Origin of the sequence: Inquilinus sp. 2KB_23 (assembly GCF_052115705.1) — a bacterium.
Classification (GTDB): domain Bacteria; phylum Pseudomonadota; class Alphaproteobacteria; order DSM-16000; family Inquilinaceae; genus Inquilinus; species Inquilinus ginsengisoli_A.
Window position 1 is genome coordinate 39,963 of record NZ_JBFRHF010000023.1, and the last position, 17,987, is coordinate 57,949.

Consider the following 17,987-nt stretch of genomic DNA (forward strand, 5'->3'; position numbering starts at 1 on the left):
GAAATCCGCTAGGCCATGACTTTCCATTCCTTGGACGTAAACCTTGCCGCGGCGGTGTCGCCCCCCGGGTGCCGCGGCGGTCGGGACGGCCGGCGCCGCCGCTCCCCGGATGACGGGACCCCAGGGGGCGGCGCCCGACGCCTCACAGCGTAAAGTCGGCCGCCACCAGGGTGATGGCGCCGGTCAGGACGATGTTGAAGTCGGCGACGCCGTCGCCATTGACGTCGCCGCTGACCGTGGTGACGCCGCCGGCCACGGCCTCGCGCAGTTCGCCGGCATGGTGGGTGAAGGCCCCTGCGCCGATGAAGCGGAACGCCTGGTCGCCGGCGGCCGCGGTGTTGGCATCGATCGCCGCGAGGTCGATGCGGTCGCCCTGGGCGTGGCTGAAATCGGTGATCCGATCGGCCCCGGCGCCGACCGGGCTCTGGCCGACGCTGCCATAGGTGAAGCGGTCGGCCCCGAGCCCGCCGATCAGCGTGTCCGCGCCGCCCAGACCGGCCAGGACGTCGTTGCCGGCGCCGCCGGACAGGGCATTGGCGGCGGCCGACCCGAGCAGCGCATCGTTGCCGTTACCCCCGGCCAGGTTCTCGATCCCGACCAGCGTGTCGCCCTGGGCATTGCCGCCGGCGCCCGTGCCCGTCGTCAGGTTGACCGCCACCCCGGCGGTGCCCTCGGCGTAGTTTGCGGTGTCGATGCCGGCGCCGCCGTCGAGATGGTCGGCGCCCGCGCCGCCGCGGAGCGCGTCGTTGCCGGCGGCCCCGAACAGGGCGTTGGCCCCGGCGCTGCCGATCAGGGCATCGCCGCCCTGGCTGCCGAAGACGTTCTCGATCCCGGTCAGGGTGTCGCCCTGGGCGTTGCCGCCGCGGCCCGTGCCGGCGGCGAGGTCGACCGCCACCCCGACCGTGCCCTCGGAATACATCGCGGCGTCGATGCCGGCGCCGCCGTCGAGATGGTCCGCCCCGGCGGCGCCGCGGAGGACGTCGTTGCCGGCGCTGCCGAACAGGGCGTTGGCCCCGGCATTGCCGGTCAGGATATCGGTGCCCTGGCTGCCGAAGACGTTCTCGATCCCGACCAGGACGTCGCCTTCGGCGTTGCCGCCATGGCCGGTGCCGGCGGCGAGGTCGACCGTCACCCCGACGCTGCCCTCGGAATACATCGCAGCGTCGATGCCGACACCGCCGTCGAGGTGGTCGGCCCCGGCCCCGCCGCGGAGCACGTCGTTGCCGGCATTGCCGGTCAGGATGTTGGCCACCGCGCTCCCGGTCAGGGTGTCGCTGCCCTGGCTGCCATCGACATTCTCGATCGAGACCAGGATGTCGCCCTGGGCATCGCCGCCGCTGCCGAGCCCGGTGGCCAGGTTGACCGTCACCCCGACCGTGCCGTCGTCGTAGAGCGCGGTGTCGTTGCCGTCCTCCGACACCGCGGCGGCGGCGTTGACGCTGCCGTCGTCGCTGAAGCCGCCATTCAGCACATCGGCGCCGGCGCCGCCGCGCAGCACGTCATCGCCGTCCTGGCCGAAGATCATGTTGGCGCCGGCGTCGCCGAACAGCGCATCGGCGAAGTGCGACCCCGACAGGCCCTCGATCGAGATCAGGACATCGCCCCGGGCATCGCCGAGGAACCCGCCGGTGACCAGGCTGACCACCACGCCGGATTCGGCGTCGCCATAATCCGCGATATCGAGGCCGGCACCGCCGTCCAGCCGGTCGGCGCCGACGCCGCCGTCGAGGTCATCATTGCCCGCGGCGCCGAAGAGGGTGTCGACGCCCGCCGCGCCGCCGAGGAAGTCGGCGCCGCCGGCCCCGGTGATGCGGTCGTCGCCGGAGCCGGCGTCGTAGGCCATCGCCTCGACATTGGTCGTCCGCGTTCCGTCGCTGCCGGTGCCGCCGTTCAGGGTGAAGGTGAGATTTGCGGTCGCGTCGCGGCGGTCCAGGAACAGGAAGTCGGTGCCGGTGCCGCCGTCGATGACGTCCGCCCCGGGCCCGGAGAAGATCTGGTCGTCGCCGGCGCCGCCGCTGATCACGTCGTTGCCGACGCCTGAGCTGATCCCGTCGTTGCCGGCGCCGCCGCTGATGATGTTCTTGCCGTCGCCGCCATCGATGAAGTCGTTGCCGGCGCCGCCGGTGATGCGGTCGTCGCCGGAGCCGCCCTCGTAGCTCAGGATCTCGATGTTGGTGGATCGGCTGCCGTCGCTGCCGGGCCCGCCGTTCAGGGTGAAGGTGAAGCCGGTGGCGAGGTCGCTGCGGTCGATCTCGAGGATATCGACCCCGGTGCCGCCATCGGCGATCACCACCCCGGAGCCTTCCACGATCAGGTCGTCGTCACCGCCGCCGCCGTTGAGCGTGTCGTTGCCGCCATTGCCCGTGAGCTCGTTGTTGCCGCCATCCCCGGTCAGCACGTCGTCGCCGCGGCTGCCGATGACGTTCTCGATCCCGGTCAGGGTGTCGCCCTGGGCGTCGCCGCCGGTGCCCAGCCCGGTCGCCAGGTTGATGACGATCGGGTCCGCGCTGCGGTCGTAATCAGCCGTGTCGATACCGGCGCCGCCGACCAGCGCATCGGCGCCGGCCCCGCCGTCGAGGTCGTCGTTGCCGGCCCCGCCATCGAGCTGGTCGGCGCCGCCGGCGGCGTGGATCTCGTCGTCGCCGGCATCGCCGGTCATGACATCGGCGAAGGCCCCGCCATTGATGAAGTCGTTGCCGTCGCCGCCGCTGGCGTGGTCGCCGCCGTCGGGGGTGTTGAAGTTGTCGCTGTTGATGATGTCGTCGCCGGCCCCGCCGTTGATCGTGTCGGCGCCGTCGCCGGCATTGATGACGTCGTTGCCGTCCCCGCCCGACAACGTGTCGCCGCCCGCACCGCCATCCACGACGTCGCTGCCAGCCCCGCCGTCCAGCGTGTCGGCGCCGGCCCCGCCGTCCAGGACGTCGCCGCCGACGGCGCCGTGGACGACGTCGTTGCCCGATCCGCCCTCATACACCAGCGCCTCGATGCCGGTCGCGGTCGACCCGTCGCTGCCGGCCGTGCCGTCGACTGAGAAGGTGGCGCCCACCGTGCTGTTGAAGCGGTCGACGACGAGGGTGTCGTCGCCGGCGCCGCCGTCGATCGTCAGCACCCCGGCCCCGCCCGTGATGGAATCGTCGCCGGCGCCCCCATTCAGCGTGTCATTGCCGTTGCCGCCTTCCAGCTGGTCATTGCCGTCGCCGCCCAGCAGGGAATCGTTTCCATCCAGCCCCAGCAGGTGGTCGTCGCCGCCCAAGCCGCTGATGGCGTTGTCGCCGGCCGACCCGGTCAGGGTGTCGTTGAAGGCGGTGCCGACGAGGTCCTCAATGTCGGCGCCGACGGTGTCGCCCTCGGCGGCGCCGCCATGGCCGGTCGCGCCGATCGCCACGGTCACGCCGTCCGTGCTGTCGGCGAAGCTGGCCGTGTCCCTGCCGGTGCCGCCGCTCAGCACATCCGCCCCGGCGGCACCGAGGAGGATGTCGTTGCCCTCGTCGCCGAACAGCTGGTCGTTGCCGAGGCCGCCGGAGATGCCGTCATTGCCGTCGTTGCCATGGATGACGTCGTCGCCGTCGGTGCCGGTGAGGGCGTCGCTGTTGGGGGTGCCGTCGATGGTCGCCATGGTTGATTGCTTCCTGAAGGGGATGGGACGGGGCGGCTTGGGCCTGCCCGCTAGAGCACGAAGTCGCCGGCCACGAGGGTGATGCTGCCGGTCAGGGTGATGCTGAAATCGGCGGTGCCGTCGCCGTTGACGTCGCCGCTGACCGTGGTGACGCCGCCGGCCACCGTCTCGCGCAACTCGCCGGCATGGTGGCCGAAGGCGGCGCTGCCGATGAAGCTGAAGGCCTGGTCGCCGGCCACGGCAGTGTTGGCGTCGATCCCGGCGAGGTCGATGCGGTCGCCCTGGGCGTGGCTGAAATCAGTGATCCGGTCGGCCCCGGCGCCGACCGGGCTCTGGCCGACGCTGCCATAGGTGAAGCGGTCGGCCCCGAGCCCGCCGATCATGGTGTCCTTGCCCCCCAGCCCACTCAGCACGTCGTTGCCGGCGCCGCCGACCAGCCCGTTGTCGGTCGACGATCCGATCAGCGCGTCATTGCCGCTGCCGCCATAGACGTTCTCGATCCCCATCAGCGTGTCGCCCTGGGCGGTGCCGCCGGCCCCGGTGCCGGTGGCCAGGTTGATCGCCACGCCGGCGGTGTTTTCGGAGTACATCGCGGCATCGATGCCGGCGCCGCCGTCGAGATGGTCGGCCCCGGCCCCGCCGCGGAGCACGTCGTTGCCGGCATTGCCGTTCAGGATGTTGGCCACGGCGCTTCCGATCAGGGTGTCGCTGCCCTGGCTGCCGACGACGTTCTCGATCGAGATCAGCACATCCCCCTGGGCGTTGCCGCCGCTGCCGGTGCCGGTGGCCAGGTTGACCGTCACCCCGACACTGCCTTCGGAATACATCGCCGTGTCGATGCCATCCCCCTCCAGCGCGGCGGCCGCGCTGGAGGAGGCACTGCCATAGCCGCCATCCAGCACGTCGGCGCCGGCGCCGCCGCGAAGCACGTCGTTGCCGCTGCCGCCGTACAGGCCGTTGGTACCGGCATCGCCGGTGAGGGTGTCGGCGAAATTCGACCCCGCGAGACTCTCGATCGAGACCAGGACATCGCCCTGGGCCTCGCCGAGCGACCCGCCCGTGGCCAGGGCGACCGTGACCCCGGACAGGGCGTCGCCATAGCTGGCCATGTCGATGCCGAGACCGCCGTCGAGCCGGTCGGCGCCCGCGCCGCCCTCCAGCACATCGTCGCCCGCCGCGCCCGACAGGATGTCGGCACCGGCCCCGCCATGGATGGCGTCGGCGCCGCCGGCCCCGGTGATGCGGTCGTTGCCCGACCCGGCGGTATAGTCCATCGCCTCGACGCCGACGGCGCTCGACCCGTCGCTGCCGACCCCGCCGTTCAGGGTGAAGGTCAGACCGGCGGTGGCGGCGTGGCGGTCCATGGAGAGGAAATCGATGCCGGCGCCGCCATCGACGGTGTCGACCCCGGCCCCGGCCCACATCGTGTCGTCGCCGGCGCTGCCGATCAGCACATCGTTGTTGGCGCCGCCCTGAATGAAGTCGTTGCCCGCGCCGCCATTCACCGTGTTGTTGCCGTCATTGGCGTCGATGTAGTCGTCGCCCGCCCCGCCGGTGATGGTGTCGGCGCCGCTGCCGCCCCGGTAGTCCAGCGTCTCGATGTTGATCGCGGTCGACCCGTCGCTGCCGGCCGGACCGTTCAGGGTGAAGGTGACGCCCAGGGTGGTGGTGTCGCGACCGACATAGAGGTGATCCGTGCCGGCGCCGCCATCGGCCGTCACCACCCCGGCGCCGTTGAAGACGAGTTCGTCGTCGCCCGCGCCGCCGCTGAGCGAGTCGCTGCCGCCGTCGCCCACGATCCGGTTGTTGCCGCCGTCGCCGATCAGGACGTCGTCATGCGTGCTGCCGGCGATGTCCTCGATCCCGGTCAGCGTGTCGCCCTGGGCATCGCCGCCGCTGCCCAGCCCGGTCGCGAGATTCACCGTCACCCCGGCGGTGCTGTCGATGTAGACGGCGGTGTCGATGCCGATGCTGCCGTTCAGCGCATCGGCGCCGGCCAGGCCATAGAGCGTGTCGTCGTCGGCGCCGCCGTCGAGCTGATCGTCGCCGGCGCCCCCGACCATCATGTCGTCGCCGGCGTTGCCGGTGAGGATGTCGGTGCCGTCGCCACCGTCGACCCGGTCGTCGCCGTCATTGCCGCTGGCCCGGTCGTCGCCGTCCATGGCGTAGATGGTGTCGTTGCCGGATTCGCCGTAGATCGTGTCGGTGCCGGCATAGCCATAGAGGGCGTCGTGTCCGGCCCCGCCATCCAGCGTATCGTTCCCAGCCCCGCCCGTGATGGTGTCGTTGCCGTCGGCGCCGTAGACGATGTCGTCGCCCGAGCCGCCATTGTAGCCCAGCTGCTCGATGTTCGCGGTCGTCGTGCCGTCGCTGGCTGCGCCATTGAGATGGAAGGTGACGCCTACGGTGGAGTCCGAGCGGTCGACGAACAGGCGGTCGGTTCCAGCACCGCCGTCGACCGTCAGCACGCCCGCCTTGGCCTGGATGATGTCGTCGCCGGCGCCACCACTCAGGGTGTCGTTGCCGGTTCCGCCATCCAGCTGGTCGTTGCCGTCGCCGCCGAACAGGGCATCGTTTCCGTCCAGCCCCAGCAGGCGGTCGTTGCCCGCCAGGCCGCTGATGGCGTTGTCGCCGGCCGATCCGGTCAGGATGTCGTCGAAGAACGAGCCGGTGAGGTTCTCGATGTCGGCACCGATGGTGTCGCCCTCGGCGGTGCCGCCATGGCCGGTGCCGCCGATCGCCGCCGTCACGCCGGCCGCGCTGTCGGCGAAGTTCGCGGTGTCGATGCCGGCGCCGCCATTCAGCGCATCCGCCCCGGTGCCGCCGAGGAGGGTGTCGTCGCCGTCGTCGCCGAAGAGCGTGTCGTTGCCGAGGCCGCCGGAGATCCCGTCATTGCCGGCATTGCCATGGATGACGTCGTCGCCGTCGGTGCCGTGGAGGGAGTCGCTGTTGGGGGTGCCGTCGATGGTCGCCATGATCGATCTGCCTGCTTCCTGAGGGGGTGGGGCGCCGGTCGCGGTGACACGGCCCTGGTCTGCGCAATTCGGCGAAAACCCCCTCCATGCAGCGGTGCGCCGGCCGGGACGGGGGGGGCATCGGGGGCGCCCGCGCGCCCTCGGCAGCGGCGCCCCTGTCCCTGCCGCAGGGACCCGAAGGCATCGATCGCCATGGAGCGCACGGGCCCACTGCTTCAAAATCGGGGTTGGACCGGGGCGAGGCAATACCCTCAAAATCCGGTATCTTGACAAGCTCGGAACTCGATGGAAGCCCGAGTCGATCCACCCGGGGACGTCAGATCGCGATCAGCCCGTGCGCGACGGCGACGGCGGCGGCTTCGGTCCGCTTGGTCACGCCCAGCTTGGCCATCGCCGACCGGACATGCTCATCGACGGTGTGGGAGGACAGGCTCAGCTGTCGGGCCGCGAATTTGCTGGTGGCGCCGCGCGCGACCCAGACCAGGCAGTCCTGTTCGCGCTGCGACAGCAGCCGGGTCGCGGTCGCCGCCGCCGGCGGCGCGTCCCGCACCTCGGCGGCGAAGCGGCGGTCGAGCCGCAGCGCCCGGCCGATATGAGGGCCGAGATAGGTCAGGAGGGCGATGTCCGCCTCGCTCCAGAGCGGCGAGGCGCAGGACCGCGTGACGGCGACCTCGGTCGTGACCCCCGTCGCCTCGACATCGGTCCAGACCAGGGCGCCGCCGGGCGCCGGCGCCGCCTGCGGGCGGTGGCCGAAGGGGCCGCGGCCGGAGTCCCGTCGCGGCGCCGCCCCGCGCATCCGGGCCAGGGTGACGGTGCCGCCGCCCAGCACATCCGCCAGGCGCGACAGGGTGTCGGGCCACGCCGCGTCGCCGAGGGCCGCGGCATAGAAAGCGCCGATCAGGTCGGCGACCTCGTGCTCATTCGCCATCACGCCTCCGCCGGACAGGGTCCGCTCGCCCCGGCCCCTCGGAGAGACGGGCGGGAGATTCGCTCGACCTTGTCGGCCGGGAACCAGCGGTCACGGCGACGGTGAGCGGCACAGGAAGGACGCTGAAGTCCCACCTCTAGGAATTGTGGAGTATAGGATAGTTATTATTACAAGTCCAACATTTTTTGTGGAAGACTCAACATTTCCATCGAGCCTGCCGCGGCGTCGTGCCGATCGGCATCCCTTCCGCAGGACGGTGGCGGTCCGGCTATGCTCCCGCCGGCTCCCGCCCGACATGGATTCGCGTGCCTGCCGCCTGCGCCACCTGCAGCAGCTCGGCCGGCGGCGGCCGGTCGACCACCAGGTCGTCGATCGCGTCGAAGCCGCAGACGCGTTCGATCGCCGAGACGCCGAACTTGCTGGCGTCGACCACCAGCATCGAGGCCTCGGACTGGCGCAGCATGGCGCGCTTCACCGCCGCCTGGCCGATGCTGACGTCGCAGGGGCCGTTGTGGCTGAGGCCGGAGGCCCCGAAGATGGCGCGGTGGGCGTTGAACCGCCCGAGATACTCGGTCGTCTCCTCGCCCGCCACCAGGGCCTCGGCCCCGTCATAGGCCCCCGGGCACAGCCTGACATGGAAGGTCGGATTCGCGGCGGCGACCGCGGCGATGCTGGTCGAATTGGTGATGATGGTCAGGTCGCGCGCCCGCTGCGCCAGGTGCCGGATGACCTGGTAGGTGGTCGACCCGCCGTCGATCATCAGCACCGCGCCATCCGCCACCAGGCCGGCGGCTGCGGCGCCGATGCGGTTGCGTTCCGCCACCCGCAGGTTCTGCCGGATCGAGAACGAGGCCTCGCTGGTCAGCGGCCGCAGCGTGGCCCCGCCATAGGTGCGGCTGAGCAGGCCGCTGGCATTGAGCTCGGCGATGTCGCGCCGGATGGTCTCGCCGGTGACGCCCAGCTGTTCCGCCAGCAGCGAGACGCGGATGGACGCGTGCTCCGCGATCTGCTGCAGGATCAGTTCGTGGCGGTCCTTCTTCTTCGGCTTGGCCAGTCCCACCGCACGACCTCGACGCTGTTCCGCGGCGGCGCGCCGACGGTGCCGGGCCAGGGTCAGTCCCATATGTGCCCGGTTCCACATTCGCGGATCGGCAGGGACCTTGCCAAGGGGCATCGCAACCCCCTGCGATCGGAACCGCCCGGGTCAGGCATGCAGAGCCACCTCGGCGGCGATGACGACGGGGCTGTTGAGCGGCGTCGCGACGACACCGATCGCGGTGCGCGCATGCCGGCCGATATCGGGCCCGAACAGGTCGAGCACCAGTTCGGAGGCGGCGCCGACAATGCCGGTCGTGCGGTCGAAGCCCGGCGCCGACAGCACGAAGCTTTCGATCCGGAGCCAGGCGGCGATACGGCCGAGATCGCCGAGTTCTCGCTTCAGCGTGCCGAGCACGGCCAGCATCGCCAGACGGGCGGCATGCCGGGCCTCGTCGGGCGAGACCTCGATGCCGACACGGCCGAACGGGCCGGCGGCGCTGCCGTCCGGCGCCTGCGGGCCGTGACCCGAAACATAGATCCGATCGCGGTGGCAGCGGGCCCAGGCGAACGGCATTGCGGTCTCCGCCGGCATCCGGGCCGGCGCCGGCAGGTACAGCCCCCGCGCGGCGATCCGATCCTCGATCGCCGACGGTTCCGGCCGCCTCAGAGGCTGTGCAGTCATGGCACGATCGCCGCGCCGCCATGGGGTCCGAACCGATTCGTCATGATCAACCTCGTGGTGTCCCAGGGCGGGAAGAATGCCGCCGGGCGGAAAGCCGTTTCAGGATCAGGAGCCGGGCGGCGCGCGGCAATCCCCTCAAGACAGAGGGCTTGACAGGCGGTCAGGGCGTGAGCAGGCCCTGCTCCATCGCCCGCATCACCGCCTCGGTGCGCGTCGTTGCGCCCAGCTTGGCCATCGCCGAGCGGACATGTTCATCGACGGTGTGGGACGACAGGCCCAGCTCCCGCGCCGCGAATTTGCTGCTGGCGCCCCGCGAGATGCAGGCCAGGCACTCCCGTTCCCGCGGGGAGATCGGCCGGCTGGTCGGTGCTTCGCGGGTGCCGCCGCCTGTTGCCTCGGCCGCGAAGCGGTGGTCCAGCCTGAGAGCCCGGCTGAGATGGGATCCGAGATAGCGCAGCAGGGCCGCTTCCCGCTCGTCCCAGGCCGGCTGGCCGGCGGGCCGGAAGACCGTGACCTCGGCCGCCCGCCCGGTGGCGTCGGCCTCCCGCCAGCGCAACCCTCCGCACGGCTCCTGCTCCTCCGGCACGTCACGCTGCCGGGGCGAAGGCTCCCGCCGCAGCGTGGCGCCGCTGCCGCCGAGCAGCAGGGCGAGGTGCGACAGCACCTCGGGCCAGGTCTTCTGGCCAAGCGCCGCATCATACAGCCCGCCGACCACGGTCAGGATCTCGCCGTCGGCCTCCGGTGTTCCCGCTTTGAGATGCAATCGCCCAATCCTATCCTGCGATGCCGCGAACTGTCCCGGCACCCGATTGGCAGACGCTAGCAACGCCGGCGCGGCCCCGCCCCCCACATTTGGGGGGTCCAACATAAAATATTTGGAACTCCACATTTCTGCCGCCGAGCGATCGGATGAGCCTTCAAGGCTGCGACGCCGTGGCCCCGGCCCGCGGGCTGGCCCCGGCCGGAAAGCCGTCTACAATCGCAGCCGACCGCTGAACCCGAGAGGATCCGACGGATGGCGCAGCCCGGCCCGGCCCATTGGCAGAAGCGGATCGGCCTCGTCGCCGTCCTCCTGTTCCTTGCCGCCCCGGCCGCCCGCGCCGAACCCGCCTTCAGCGATCCCTGGCCGGCCGTGTCCGATTCCACCGGCCGGATCGTCGCGGTGCCCAGCCGCAGCCCCTTCGCCCCCGCCGACATCGGGCCCGACGCCCCGGCCACTTCGGCGCGCGTCACCTACTACCCGCCCGCCGGCGGCGACGCGGCCCACAAGGCGCCGGCGGTGCTGCTGCTGCACGGCTCCGCCGGCATCGACGAGAACCGCGAGCCGACCTATGCGCGGCAGCTGGCGGCGATGGGCATCGGCGCCGCGGTGGTGGACGTGTTCGGGGCGCGGCGCGATATGGCCACCAGCTTCGTCGACCGGGTGATCGAGATCACCGAGACCATGGCCCTGGCCGATGCCTACGCCACCCTGGCCTGGCTGAAGGCGCGGCCGGAGATCGACGGCAGCCGGGTCGCGGTGTGGGGCTTCTCCTACGGCGCCATGGCCAGCGTCATCGCCGCCGACGCCCAGATCGCCGACCGGCTGGCGGCGCTGTACGGCCTGGGCGACACCCGCTTCGCTGCCCATGTCGCCTTCTACGGCCCCTGCATCACCAGCTTCGAGGATTCGCGCACCACCGGCGCGCCCGTGCTGATGGCCTGGGGCGACCGCGACGCGCTGATCGACCCGGCACGCTGCCAGGCCACGGCCGCGGCGATGCGCCAGGGCGGGTCGCGGGTGCAGACCATCAGCTATCCCGGCGCCGTGCACCAATGGGATGGCAGCCGGCCCGGCCCGCGCCCGATCGGCCGGCTGCTGAACGACTGCGACTTCCGGGTCGAGCGCGACCTGACGGTGCGCGACGGCAATCTCGGCATCGCCATGACCGGGCCGTTCACCCGCAAGCTGATCCTGGCATACTGCGTCGGCAGCGAGGGTTACCTGATCGGCCGCGACGACGCGGTGCGGGCGAGGTCGAACCGCGACGTCGCCGCCTTCCTGTCCGCCGCCTTCGGGCTGGCGGGCCGCAGCTGAAGCATGGCCGAACAACCGATGCCGGCCCTGCGCCGGCTGATCGCCGCCCTGGCCCCGCTGGTGCCGGCGCTGCGCGCCCTGGCGCCGCGCCCGGTGACCGCGGCGGACCGGCTGGCCGCCTTCCCGACCCGCGGCCTGCCGCTGTCCCGGCCGGTCGACATCCGCTGGAACGACCACCAGGTGCCCTTCGTCGAGGCTGAGACCGACGGCGACCTGGCGGTGGCGCTGGGCCTGGTCCACGCCCATCTGCGCGGCGGCCAGATCGCGCTGCTGAAGCGGGTGGCGCAGGGCCGGCTGGCGGAGATCGCCGGGCCGGTGGCGCGCGACCTCGACCACATCCTGCGCATCCTCGACTTCGGCCATGCCGCCGACACCGTGATCGACCGCATGCCGCAGGATGTGCGCGACTTCGCCGAGGCCTTCGTCACCGGGGTCAACGCCTATCACGCGCTGGAGCGGGCGCCGCCGCCGGAATTCGCGCTGCTGGGGCTGCGGCACGAGCCCTACACCCTGCGCGACATGTGGACGATCGGCCGGCTGGCCGGCACCGACATCAACTGGCTGGCCTATTTCGGGCTGCTGCGCGAGCGCGGCGCGCCGGGCTTCGCCGCCACCTGGGCCCGGATGCTGAAGGCCGGCGCCAACGCCACCGCCAGCTTCGCCATGGATGGCAGGCACGAGGCGCTGGCGACCCTGCTGACCGCGACCGGCCGCAGCGGCAGCAACAGCGTCGCCGTGGCGGCGTCGCGCAGCGCCAGCGGCGGGGCGCTGATCGCCAGCGACCCGCATCTGGCGCTGTCGCTGCCCAACCTGTGGGTGGTCGCCGGCATGCGCTCGCCCGGCTACCACATGGCCGGGCTGATGGTGCCGGGGCTGCCCTTCGTCGCTGTCGGCCGCAGCCTGCACATCGCCTGGGGCGGCACCAACATGCGGTCGGCATCGAGCGATCTGTACGATATCTCGGGCCTGCCGTCCGGAGAGATCGAGACCCGCGAGACGGTGATCCGCACCCGGTTCTGGCGGCCGGCGCGGCGCAAGCTGCGGCGCAGCCGCTTCGGCCCGGTGATCAGCGACGCCAGGCTGGCGCGCAGCCGGCCGGGCGACACCATCGCCCTGCGCTGGATCGGGCATGAGCCGACCGACGAGATCACCGCCCTGCTGCGCGCCAGCCGCGCCACCACGCCGGAGGACTTCCGCGCCGCCTTCGCCGGCTTCGGCGTCTCGGCCCAGAACATGCTGGTGGCCACCGCCGCGGGCCGCATCGGCCAGGTCATGGCGGCGACCCTGCCGCTGCGCACCCGCTTCCCGCCGGCGGACCCGGTGCTGGACGCCGCCGACCCGGACAGCCATTGGCAGGGGCTGGTCGACGCCCCCGGCCTGCCCTGGGCCACCGACCCGCCGGACGGGGTGCTGGCCACCGCCAACAACCGCCCGACCGACGCCGCCGTGCCGGTCGGCTTCTTCTTCTCCCCCGACGAACGGGTGCGGCGGCTCTATGCCCTGCTCGGCGCCAAGCCGCGGCTGACGACAGACGACCTGGCGGCGCTGCAGGCCGACACCCTGTCGCTGGCCGCCGGGATGCTCAGCCGCCACCTGGTCCAGGCGATCCGCGACGCGGGCGCGGCCGGCGGGCACGCGGCCTTCGTCGACCGGCTGGCCGGCTGGGACGGCGACTACACGGCGGACTCGGCCGGCCCCCCGGCCTTCGAGGCCCTGCTGTACCACCTGGTGCCGCGCATCCACGGCGCCAGCTCGGCCGACGCCATGCCGCGGCTGATGGCGCAGTGGAACGCGATCATCGCCTTCCTGCCCGACGACCTGGCGGCGCTGGCGCCGGAGCGGCGGCGGCAGGTGCTGGCCGAATCGGTCGGGCTGGCCGCCGCCGACGCCGCCGCCTTCCCGGCCTGGGGCGACATGCACCGCATGCGGGTGGCGCACATCCTGGGCCGGCTGCCGGTGCTGGGGCGGTTCTTCAGCTTCGGCGACTACCCCACCGGCGGATCGCGCGAGACCCCGATGAAGACCGCGCATGGGCTGGTGCGCGGCCGCCACGACGCCAGCTACGGCTCGATGGCGCGGCATGTCGCCGACCTGTCCGACCCCGATGCCAGCTGGGTCACCCTGTTCGGCGGGCAGGATGGCTGGCTGGGCAGCGCCAACGCCGCCGACCAGATCCCGCTGTGGCGGCAGGGCCGGTCGATCCGGCTGCCGCTGCGGCCGGAGACGGTGGCGCGCGAATTCCCGACCGTGCTGCGCCTGGAATCGGTCCGGCGATGATCGACCCGACCCCGGCCTTCCGGCTGGCGGCGGCGCTGCGCCGCCGGCGGCTCCGCGGGCTGGACCCGGTCGAGAGCCAGCGCCGAACGCTCCTGGGCCTGCTGCGCCGGGCCGCCGCCACCCGCTTCGGCCGCGACCACGGCTTCGACCGCATCGCCGACGTCGCCGCCTTCCAGGCCGCGGTGCCGCTGCGTCGCTACGAGGCGATGTGGCGGGAGTACTGGCAGCCGGCCTTCCCGGTGCTGCTAGACGTGTCCTGGCCCGGCGGCATCCCGTTCTTCGCCCTGTCCTCCGGCACCACCAGCGGCACCAGCAAATACGTGCCGGTCAGCGACGCGATGCGCCGGTCGAATGTCCGCGCCGGCTTCGACCTCGCCGCGTGGCATCTCGGCGCCCGGCCGCGCAGCCGGATGTTCGGCGGCCGCAGCCTGATGCTGGGCGGCAGCACCGCGCTGACCGAGCACGCGCCGGGCATCTTCAGCGGCGACCTCAGCGGCATCGCCGCCCGCACCCTGCCGGCCTGGGCACGGCCCTTCGTCTTCCCCGGGCCGGACCTCGCCCTCTTGTCCGACTGGGAGGACAAGCTGGACCGCATCGCCCGCGGCTCGCTCGACCTGCCGATCCGCAGCCTGTCCGGCACCTCGAGCTGGCTGCTGCCGCTGCTGGACCGGGTGCGGGCGCTGCGCCGGGCCCGCGGCGACGCGGCCGACCCGCCCTACCCCTCGCTCGACCTGCTGGTGCCCGGCGGCGTCGCCCTGGCGCCCTACCGGCCGCGCTTCGAGCGGCTGCTGGCCGGCACCGCCGCCGAGATCCGCGAGGTCTATGCCGCCAGCGAGGGCTTCATCGCCCTGCAGGACGCCGCGCCGGAGGACGGGCTGCGGCTGAGCCTGGACCACGGGCTGTTCCTGGAGTTCGTGCCGGTCGAGGAGCTGGGGTCGCCCGCCCCGACCCGGCACTGGGTGGCCGATGCCGAGCCGGGGGTGAACTACGCCCTGGTGGTGACCAGCTGCGCCGGGCTGTGGGCCTATGTGCTGGGTGACACGGTGCGCCTGGCCACACCACGTCAACTCGGGCGCGACCCACCGCGTGTGCTGATCACCGGCCGCACCGCCTACGGCCTGTCGGCCTTCGGCGAGCACCTGATCGCCGAGGAGGTCGACCGCGCCGCCGTCGACGGGGCCGCGGCGATCGGCGCCGACCTCAGCGACTTCGCTGTCATCGCGGTGTTCCCGGACGAAGCGTCGCCGGTTGGCCGCCACCGCTGGTATGTCGAGTTCGCCGCGATGCCGGATGCCGCCGCGATCGCCCGCTTCGCCGCCGTGATCGACGCCCGGCTGGCGAGCCTGAACGACGACTACGCCGCCCACCGCTCCGGCGGCGCCGGCATGGGCGCGCCGGAGGTGATGGCGCTGCCGCCCGGCCGCTTCGCCGCCTGGATGAAGTCCCGCGGCCGGCTGGGCGGCCAGAACAAGGTGCCGCGCATGATCGCCGACCGCACGCTGGCGGCCGATCTGGCGGCGTTCATGGCGACAGCCGGCTAGGCCGCCCGGTCCATCAGCGTCGGATCGTCGTTCCGCACCGCATTGACGCGGACCGAGACCGGATAGGCCTCGACCGGCAGGTCGGCCGGCGGCGCCAGGATCGCCTGCAGCCGGTCCGGCGCGGCCGCCTCCTGACCCAGCCAGGCGGGCCAGTCCGCCGGCTCCAGCATCACCGGCATGCGGTGGTGGATCGGCCGCAGCCGCTCGATCGCGTCGGCGGTGACGATGCTGAAGGTGCGGACCCATTCGCCCGAGTCGGGGTCCTTCCACCCCTCCCACAGCCCGGCGAAGCTCATCGGCCGGCCGTCGAGCCGGCGGACGAAATGCGGGGTGCGGTCCGGCGCCCATTCGTAGAAGCCGTCGGCCGGGACGATGCAGCGCCGCGCCTGGAACGCCTTGGCGAAGCTGCGCCGCTGGGCCAGCGTCTCGGACCGGGCGTTGATCAGCTTGGCGCCGCCCTTGAGGTCCTTCTCCCAGCTCGGCACCAGGCCCCAACGCAGCAGGCCGATGGCGCGCCGCCCGGTCTGGGCGTTGAAGCGGACGACGGCGAGGTCCTGGGTCGGCGCCGCGTTGTAGCGCGCCGGGACATTGGGGATCGGGCCGTCGGAGTCGTAGGCGGTGGCCAGCTCCTCCGGCGGCAGCTTCTGGACGAATCTTCCGCACATGGGGTCAGGCTATCAAATCAGGCCGGCACCGGCAGCACATAGGGGCCGAGCAGCAGCCCGGCCAGCATCATCAGCACCACCAGCGTGACCAGGGTCAGGCCGAAATGGGCGCCGCGGCTTTCCTGCGGCACGGCCAGCACCAGGCCGGTGCCGCGGTAGAGGATGGCGAAGGCGTAGCCGAGGGCGAGCAGGATCAGCAGGATCGCCGCCGGGCCGGAGAACACCAGCTGCACCGCCGGCCCGATCATCTCGGCGACATAGAGCGGGGTCAGCGCCAGCGCCACTAGCACGAAGGCGGCATCGAAGCCCGCCTTGCCGCCGAACATCCCGGCATAGAAGCGGATGATCGCCGCCATCACGAACAGGCCGGCGAGGTTGAGGACCACGCGCCCCGCCATGAACAGCGCGATCAGGCCGATCGAGGCGCCGGTCTCCGACGCCGAGGTCAGCACCACCAGCAGGATGAAGGCGCCGATCGAGGTCAGCACCAGCACCGGCAGGGCATGTTCCCGCACCACCAGGCGCCAGCCCGGCGCCGGCACGCCATGGGCGGCCAGGGTGGCGTCGGGTTCGAACAGCATGCCGCGCATGCGGCCGACCACAGCGGCGAGATCCAAGACCGTCTCCAGCACGTCTTCGCGGGGCCGGCCCCGCAGGACCGCCCCCCTAGGCCAGGGATATGGCCCCTCCGATCAACCGCATGCAAGACCGCGCCTTGCAAGGCCGGGCAGCGCGTGCCATGGCTTTCCCCATGAAGCAGCGTATGCGACGGACCAAAGCCGCGACCCCCGGGTCGCGGCGTGAGATCGAACTGGTGATCGAGCGCCTCGGGGGCGGCGGCGACGGCGTCGGCACGGCGGAGGATCACCGCATCTACGTGCCCTACGCCGCCCCCGGCGACCGGGTGCGCGCCCGGCTGGGCCGGCCGGACGGGCAGGTGTGGCGCGGCGAGTTCGTCGAGCTGGTCGAGGCCGGCCCCAACCACCGCGACCCGCCCTGCCCGCATTTCGGCCCCTGCGGCGGCTGCCAGGTGCAGCATCTGGCCGCGCCGGTCTACACCGAATGGAAGCGCGGGCTGCTGGTCAACGCGCTGTCCCGCCAGGGCATCGAGGGCGAGGTCGGCGCGCTGGTCGAGACCCCGCCGCGCAGCCGGCGCCGCGCCAGCCTGGCCGCCCGCCGCGGCGGGTCGGGCGTGTTCCTGGGCTTCAACGAGGCGGGGTCGAGCCGGATCATCGACCTGACCGACTGCGTCGTGCTGCGGCCGGAGATCACCGCCCTGCTGCCGCCGCTGCGCGCGGTGCTGGCCGGCATCCTGCCGCAGAACGGCGGCGCCGACCTGACCGTGACCCTGCTGGAGGACGGCATCGACCTGGTGGTCGTGGCCGACAACAAGCTCGACCTGGCGATGCGCGAGCGGCTGGCGGAATTCGCCGTGGCGCAGGACCTGGCGCGGCTGTCCTGGCGCGGTGCCGACGACTTCAACGACCCGGTGGCGCATCGCCGGTCCGGGATGATCCGCTTCGACGGCATCCCGGTCACCATCCCGCCGGGCGGCTTCCTGCAGGCCAGCGCCGAGGGCGAGGCCGCGCTGACCGGGCTGGTGCGCGACGGCGTCGGCGCGGCGAAGAAGATCGCCGACCTGTTTTGCGGCGCCGGCACCTTCGCCCTGCCGCTGGCCGGCGGCGCCCAGGTCACCGCGATCGACGGCGAGGCCGCGGCGATCGACGCCCTGGCCACGGCGGCAAGGCGCGGCGGACGGGGCGAGCGCATCGCGGCGCAGCGCCGCGACCTGTTCCGCCAGCCGCTGACCGCGGTGGAGCTGAAGGGCTTCGACGCCGTGGTGTTCGACCCGCCGCGGGCCGGCGCCCGCGACCAGGCGGAGGCGCTGGCGGCGTCGGCCGTGCCGCTGGTGGTGGCGGTGTCCTGCAACCCGTCCAGCCTGGCGCGCGACGCCCGCATCCTGGTCGATGGCGGCTACCGGCTGGAGCGGGCGACGCCGGTCGACCAGTTCCTGTGGTCGACGCATCTGGAAGCGGTGGCGGTGTTCCGGCGGTAAGGATCCGCTCTCAACGGCTCACGCTCGTCCCTCAGCTTGTCATGCCACGGCTTGACCGTGGCATCCAGGGGCGGCCAGAGCCGCTCTTGATGGCCCCTGGATTGCCCGGTCAAGCCGGGCAATGACAGGGAA

At 72.5% G+C, this 17,987-nt stretch carries 12 protein-coding genes; 4 read left to right on the plus strand and 8 right to left on the minus strand.

The genetic code is table 11. From position 1 onward, the window contains the following. Window positions 1-142: 142 nt before the first annotated feature. The 6 genes from AB4112_RS25755 to AB4112_RS25780 form a co-directional block, all read right to left on the minus strand. A complete protein-coding gene (locus AB4112_RS25755; RefSeq protein ID WP_441723816.1) occupies window positions 143-3,616 on the minus strand; it encodes a beta strand repeat-containing protein in 3,474 nt (1,157 codons plus the stop codon). 50 nt (window positions 3,617-3,666) lie between these two features. Beyond that, the gene (locus AB4112_RS25760; protein WP_441723818.1) at window positions 3,667-6,591 is read right to left on the minus strand and encodes a beta strand repeat-containing protein; all 2,925 of its coding nucleotides are present in this window, start codon (window positions 6,589-6,591) and stop codon (window positions 3,667-3,669) included. Window positions 6,592-6,907: 316 nt separating this feature from the next. Then, window positions 6,908-7,519, minus strand: coding sequence for a response regulator transcription factor (locus AB4112_RS25765; RefSeq protein WP_441723820.1), 612 nt, complete (start codon window positions 7,517-7,519; stop codon window positions 6,908-6,910). 268 nt (window positions 7,520-7,787) lie between these two features. After that, window positions 7,788-8,579 (minus strand): DeoR/GlpR family DNA-binding transcription regulator, encoded by a 792-nt coding sequence (locus AB4112_RS25770; protein WP_309798292.1) that lies wholly within the window; start codon window positions 8,577-8,579, stop codon window positions 7,788-7,790. 144 nt (window positions 8,580-8,723) lie between these two features. Continuing rightward, the gene (locus AB4112_RS25775) at window positions 8,724-9,131 is read right to left on the minus strand and encodes a RidA family protein (RefSeq protein ID WP_441723822.1); all 408 of its coding nucleotides are present in this window, start codon (window positions 9,129-9,131) and stop codon (window positions 8,724-8,726) included. Between the two features lie 268 nt (window positions 9,132-9,399). After that, entirely contained in the window at window positions 9,400-10,002 is a 603-nt protein-coding gene (locus AB4112_RS25780) for a helix-turn-helix transcriptional regulator (RefSeq protein WP_309798289.1), read from the minus strand. A 252-nt stretch (window positions 10,003-10,254) separates the two neighbouring features. Between AB4112_RS25780 and AB4112_RS25785 the strand changes: the two genes are divergently transcribed. The 3 genes from AB4112_RS25785 to AB4112_RS25795 are packed head-to-tail and all read left to right on the plus strand — an operon-like array spanning window position 10,255 to window position 15,134. Continuing rightward, the gene (locus AB4112_RS25785; RefSeq protein ID WP_441723824.1) at window positions 10,255-11,316 is read left to right on the plus strand and encodes a dienelactone hydrolase family protein; all 1,062 of its coding nucleotides are present in this window, start codon (window positions 10,255-10,257) and stop codon (window positions 11,314-11,316) included. Between the two features lie 3 nt (window positions 11,317-11,319). Continuing rightward, window positions 11,320-13,593, plus strand: a complete 2,274-nt coding sequence (locus tag AB4112_RS25790; RefSeq protein ID WP_441723826.1) for a penicillin acylase family protein — start codon at window positions 11,320-11,322, stop codon at window positions 13,591-13,593. Continuing rightward, on the plus strand, window positions 13,590-15,134 hold the full coding sequence (locus tag AB4112_RS25795; RefSeq protein WP_441723828.1) for a GH3 family domain-containing protein: 1,545 nt from the start codon (window positions 13,590-13,592) through the stop codon (window positions 15,132-15,134). The genes AB4112_RS25790 and AB4112_RS25795 overlap by 4 nt, the downstream gene beginning before the upstream one ends. On the opposite strand, the gene AB4112_RS25800 is transcribed toward AB4112_RS25795, so the two are convergent. Both AB4112_RS25800 and AB4112_RS25805 read right to left on the minus strand, forming a co-directional pair. After that, complete coding sequence (locus tag AB4112_RS25800) at window positions 15,131-15,799, minus strand: SOS response-associated peptidase (protein ID WP_441723830.1); 669 nt, start codon at window positions 15,797-15,799, stop codon at window positions 15,131-15,133. The genes AB4112_RS25795 and AB4112_RS25800 overlap by 4 nt on opposite strands. A gap of 17 nt (window positions 15,800-15,816) precedes the next feature. Continuing rightward, the gene (locus AB4112_RS25805; RefSeq protein ID WP_309798278.1) at window positions 15,817-16,416 is read right to left on the minus strand and encodes a YIP1 family protein; all 600 of its coding nucleotides are present in this window, start codon (window positions 16,414-16,416) and stop codon (window positions 15,817-15,819) included. A gap of 146 nt (window positions 16,417-16,562) precedes the next feature. Here AB4112_RS25805 and AB4112_RS25810 point away from each other — a divergent pair, with 146 nt between their 5' ends. Beyond that, entirely contained in the window at window positions 16,563-17,855 is a 1,293-nt protein-coding gene (locus AB4112_RS25810; protein ID WP_441723832.1) for a class I SAM-dependent RNA methyltransferase, read from the plus strand. Window positions 17,856-17,987 lie beyond the last annotated feature (132 nt).

Coding starts and splice junctions, on each gene's coding strand:
- AB4112_RS25755 (WP_441723816.1), bottom strand. CDS start 3,616: ATGGCGACCATCGACGGCACCCCCAACAGCGACGCCCTCACCGGCACC.
- AB4112_RS25760 (WP_441723818.1), bottom strand. CDS start 6,591: ATGGCGACCATCGACGGCACCCCCAACAGCGACTCCCTCCACGGCACC.
- AB4112_RS25765 (WP_441723820.1), bottom strand. CDS start 7,519: ATGGCGAATGAGCACGAGGTCGCCGACCTGATCGGCGCTTTCTATGCC.
- AB4112_RS25775 (WP_441723822.1), bottom strand. CDS start 9,131: ATGCCGTTCGCCTGGGCCCGCTGCCACCGCGATCGGATCTATGTTTCG.
- AB4112_RS25785 (WP_441723824.1), top strand. CDS start 10,255: ATGGCGCAGCCCGGCCCGGCCCATTGGCAGAAGCGGATCGGCCTCGTC.
- AB4112_RS25790 (WP_441723826.1), top strand. CDS start 11,320: ATGGCCGAACAACCGATGCCGGCCCTGCGCCGGCTGATCGCCGCCCTG.
- AB4112_RS25795 (WP_441723828.1), top strand. CDS start 13,590: ATGATCGACCCGACCCCGGCCTTCCGGCTGGCGGCGGCGCTGCGCCGC.
- AB4112_RS25800 (WP_441723830.1), bottom strand. CDS start 15,799: ATGTGCGGAAGATTCGTCCAGAAGCTGCCGCCGGAGGAGCTGGCCACC.
- AB4112_RS25810 (WP_441723832.1), top strand. CDS start 16,563: ATGCGACGGACCAAAGCCGCGACCCCCGGGTCGCGGCGTGAGATCGAA.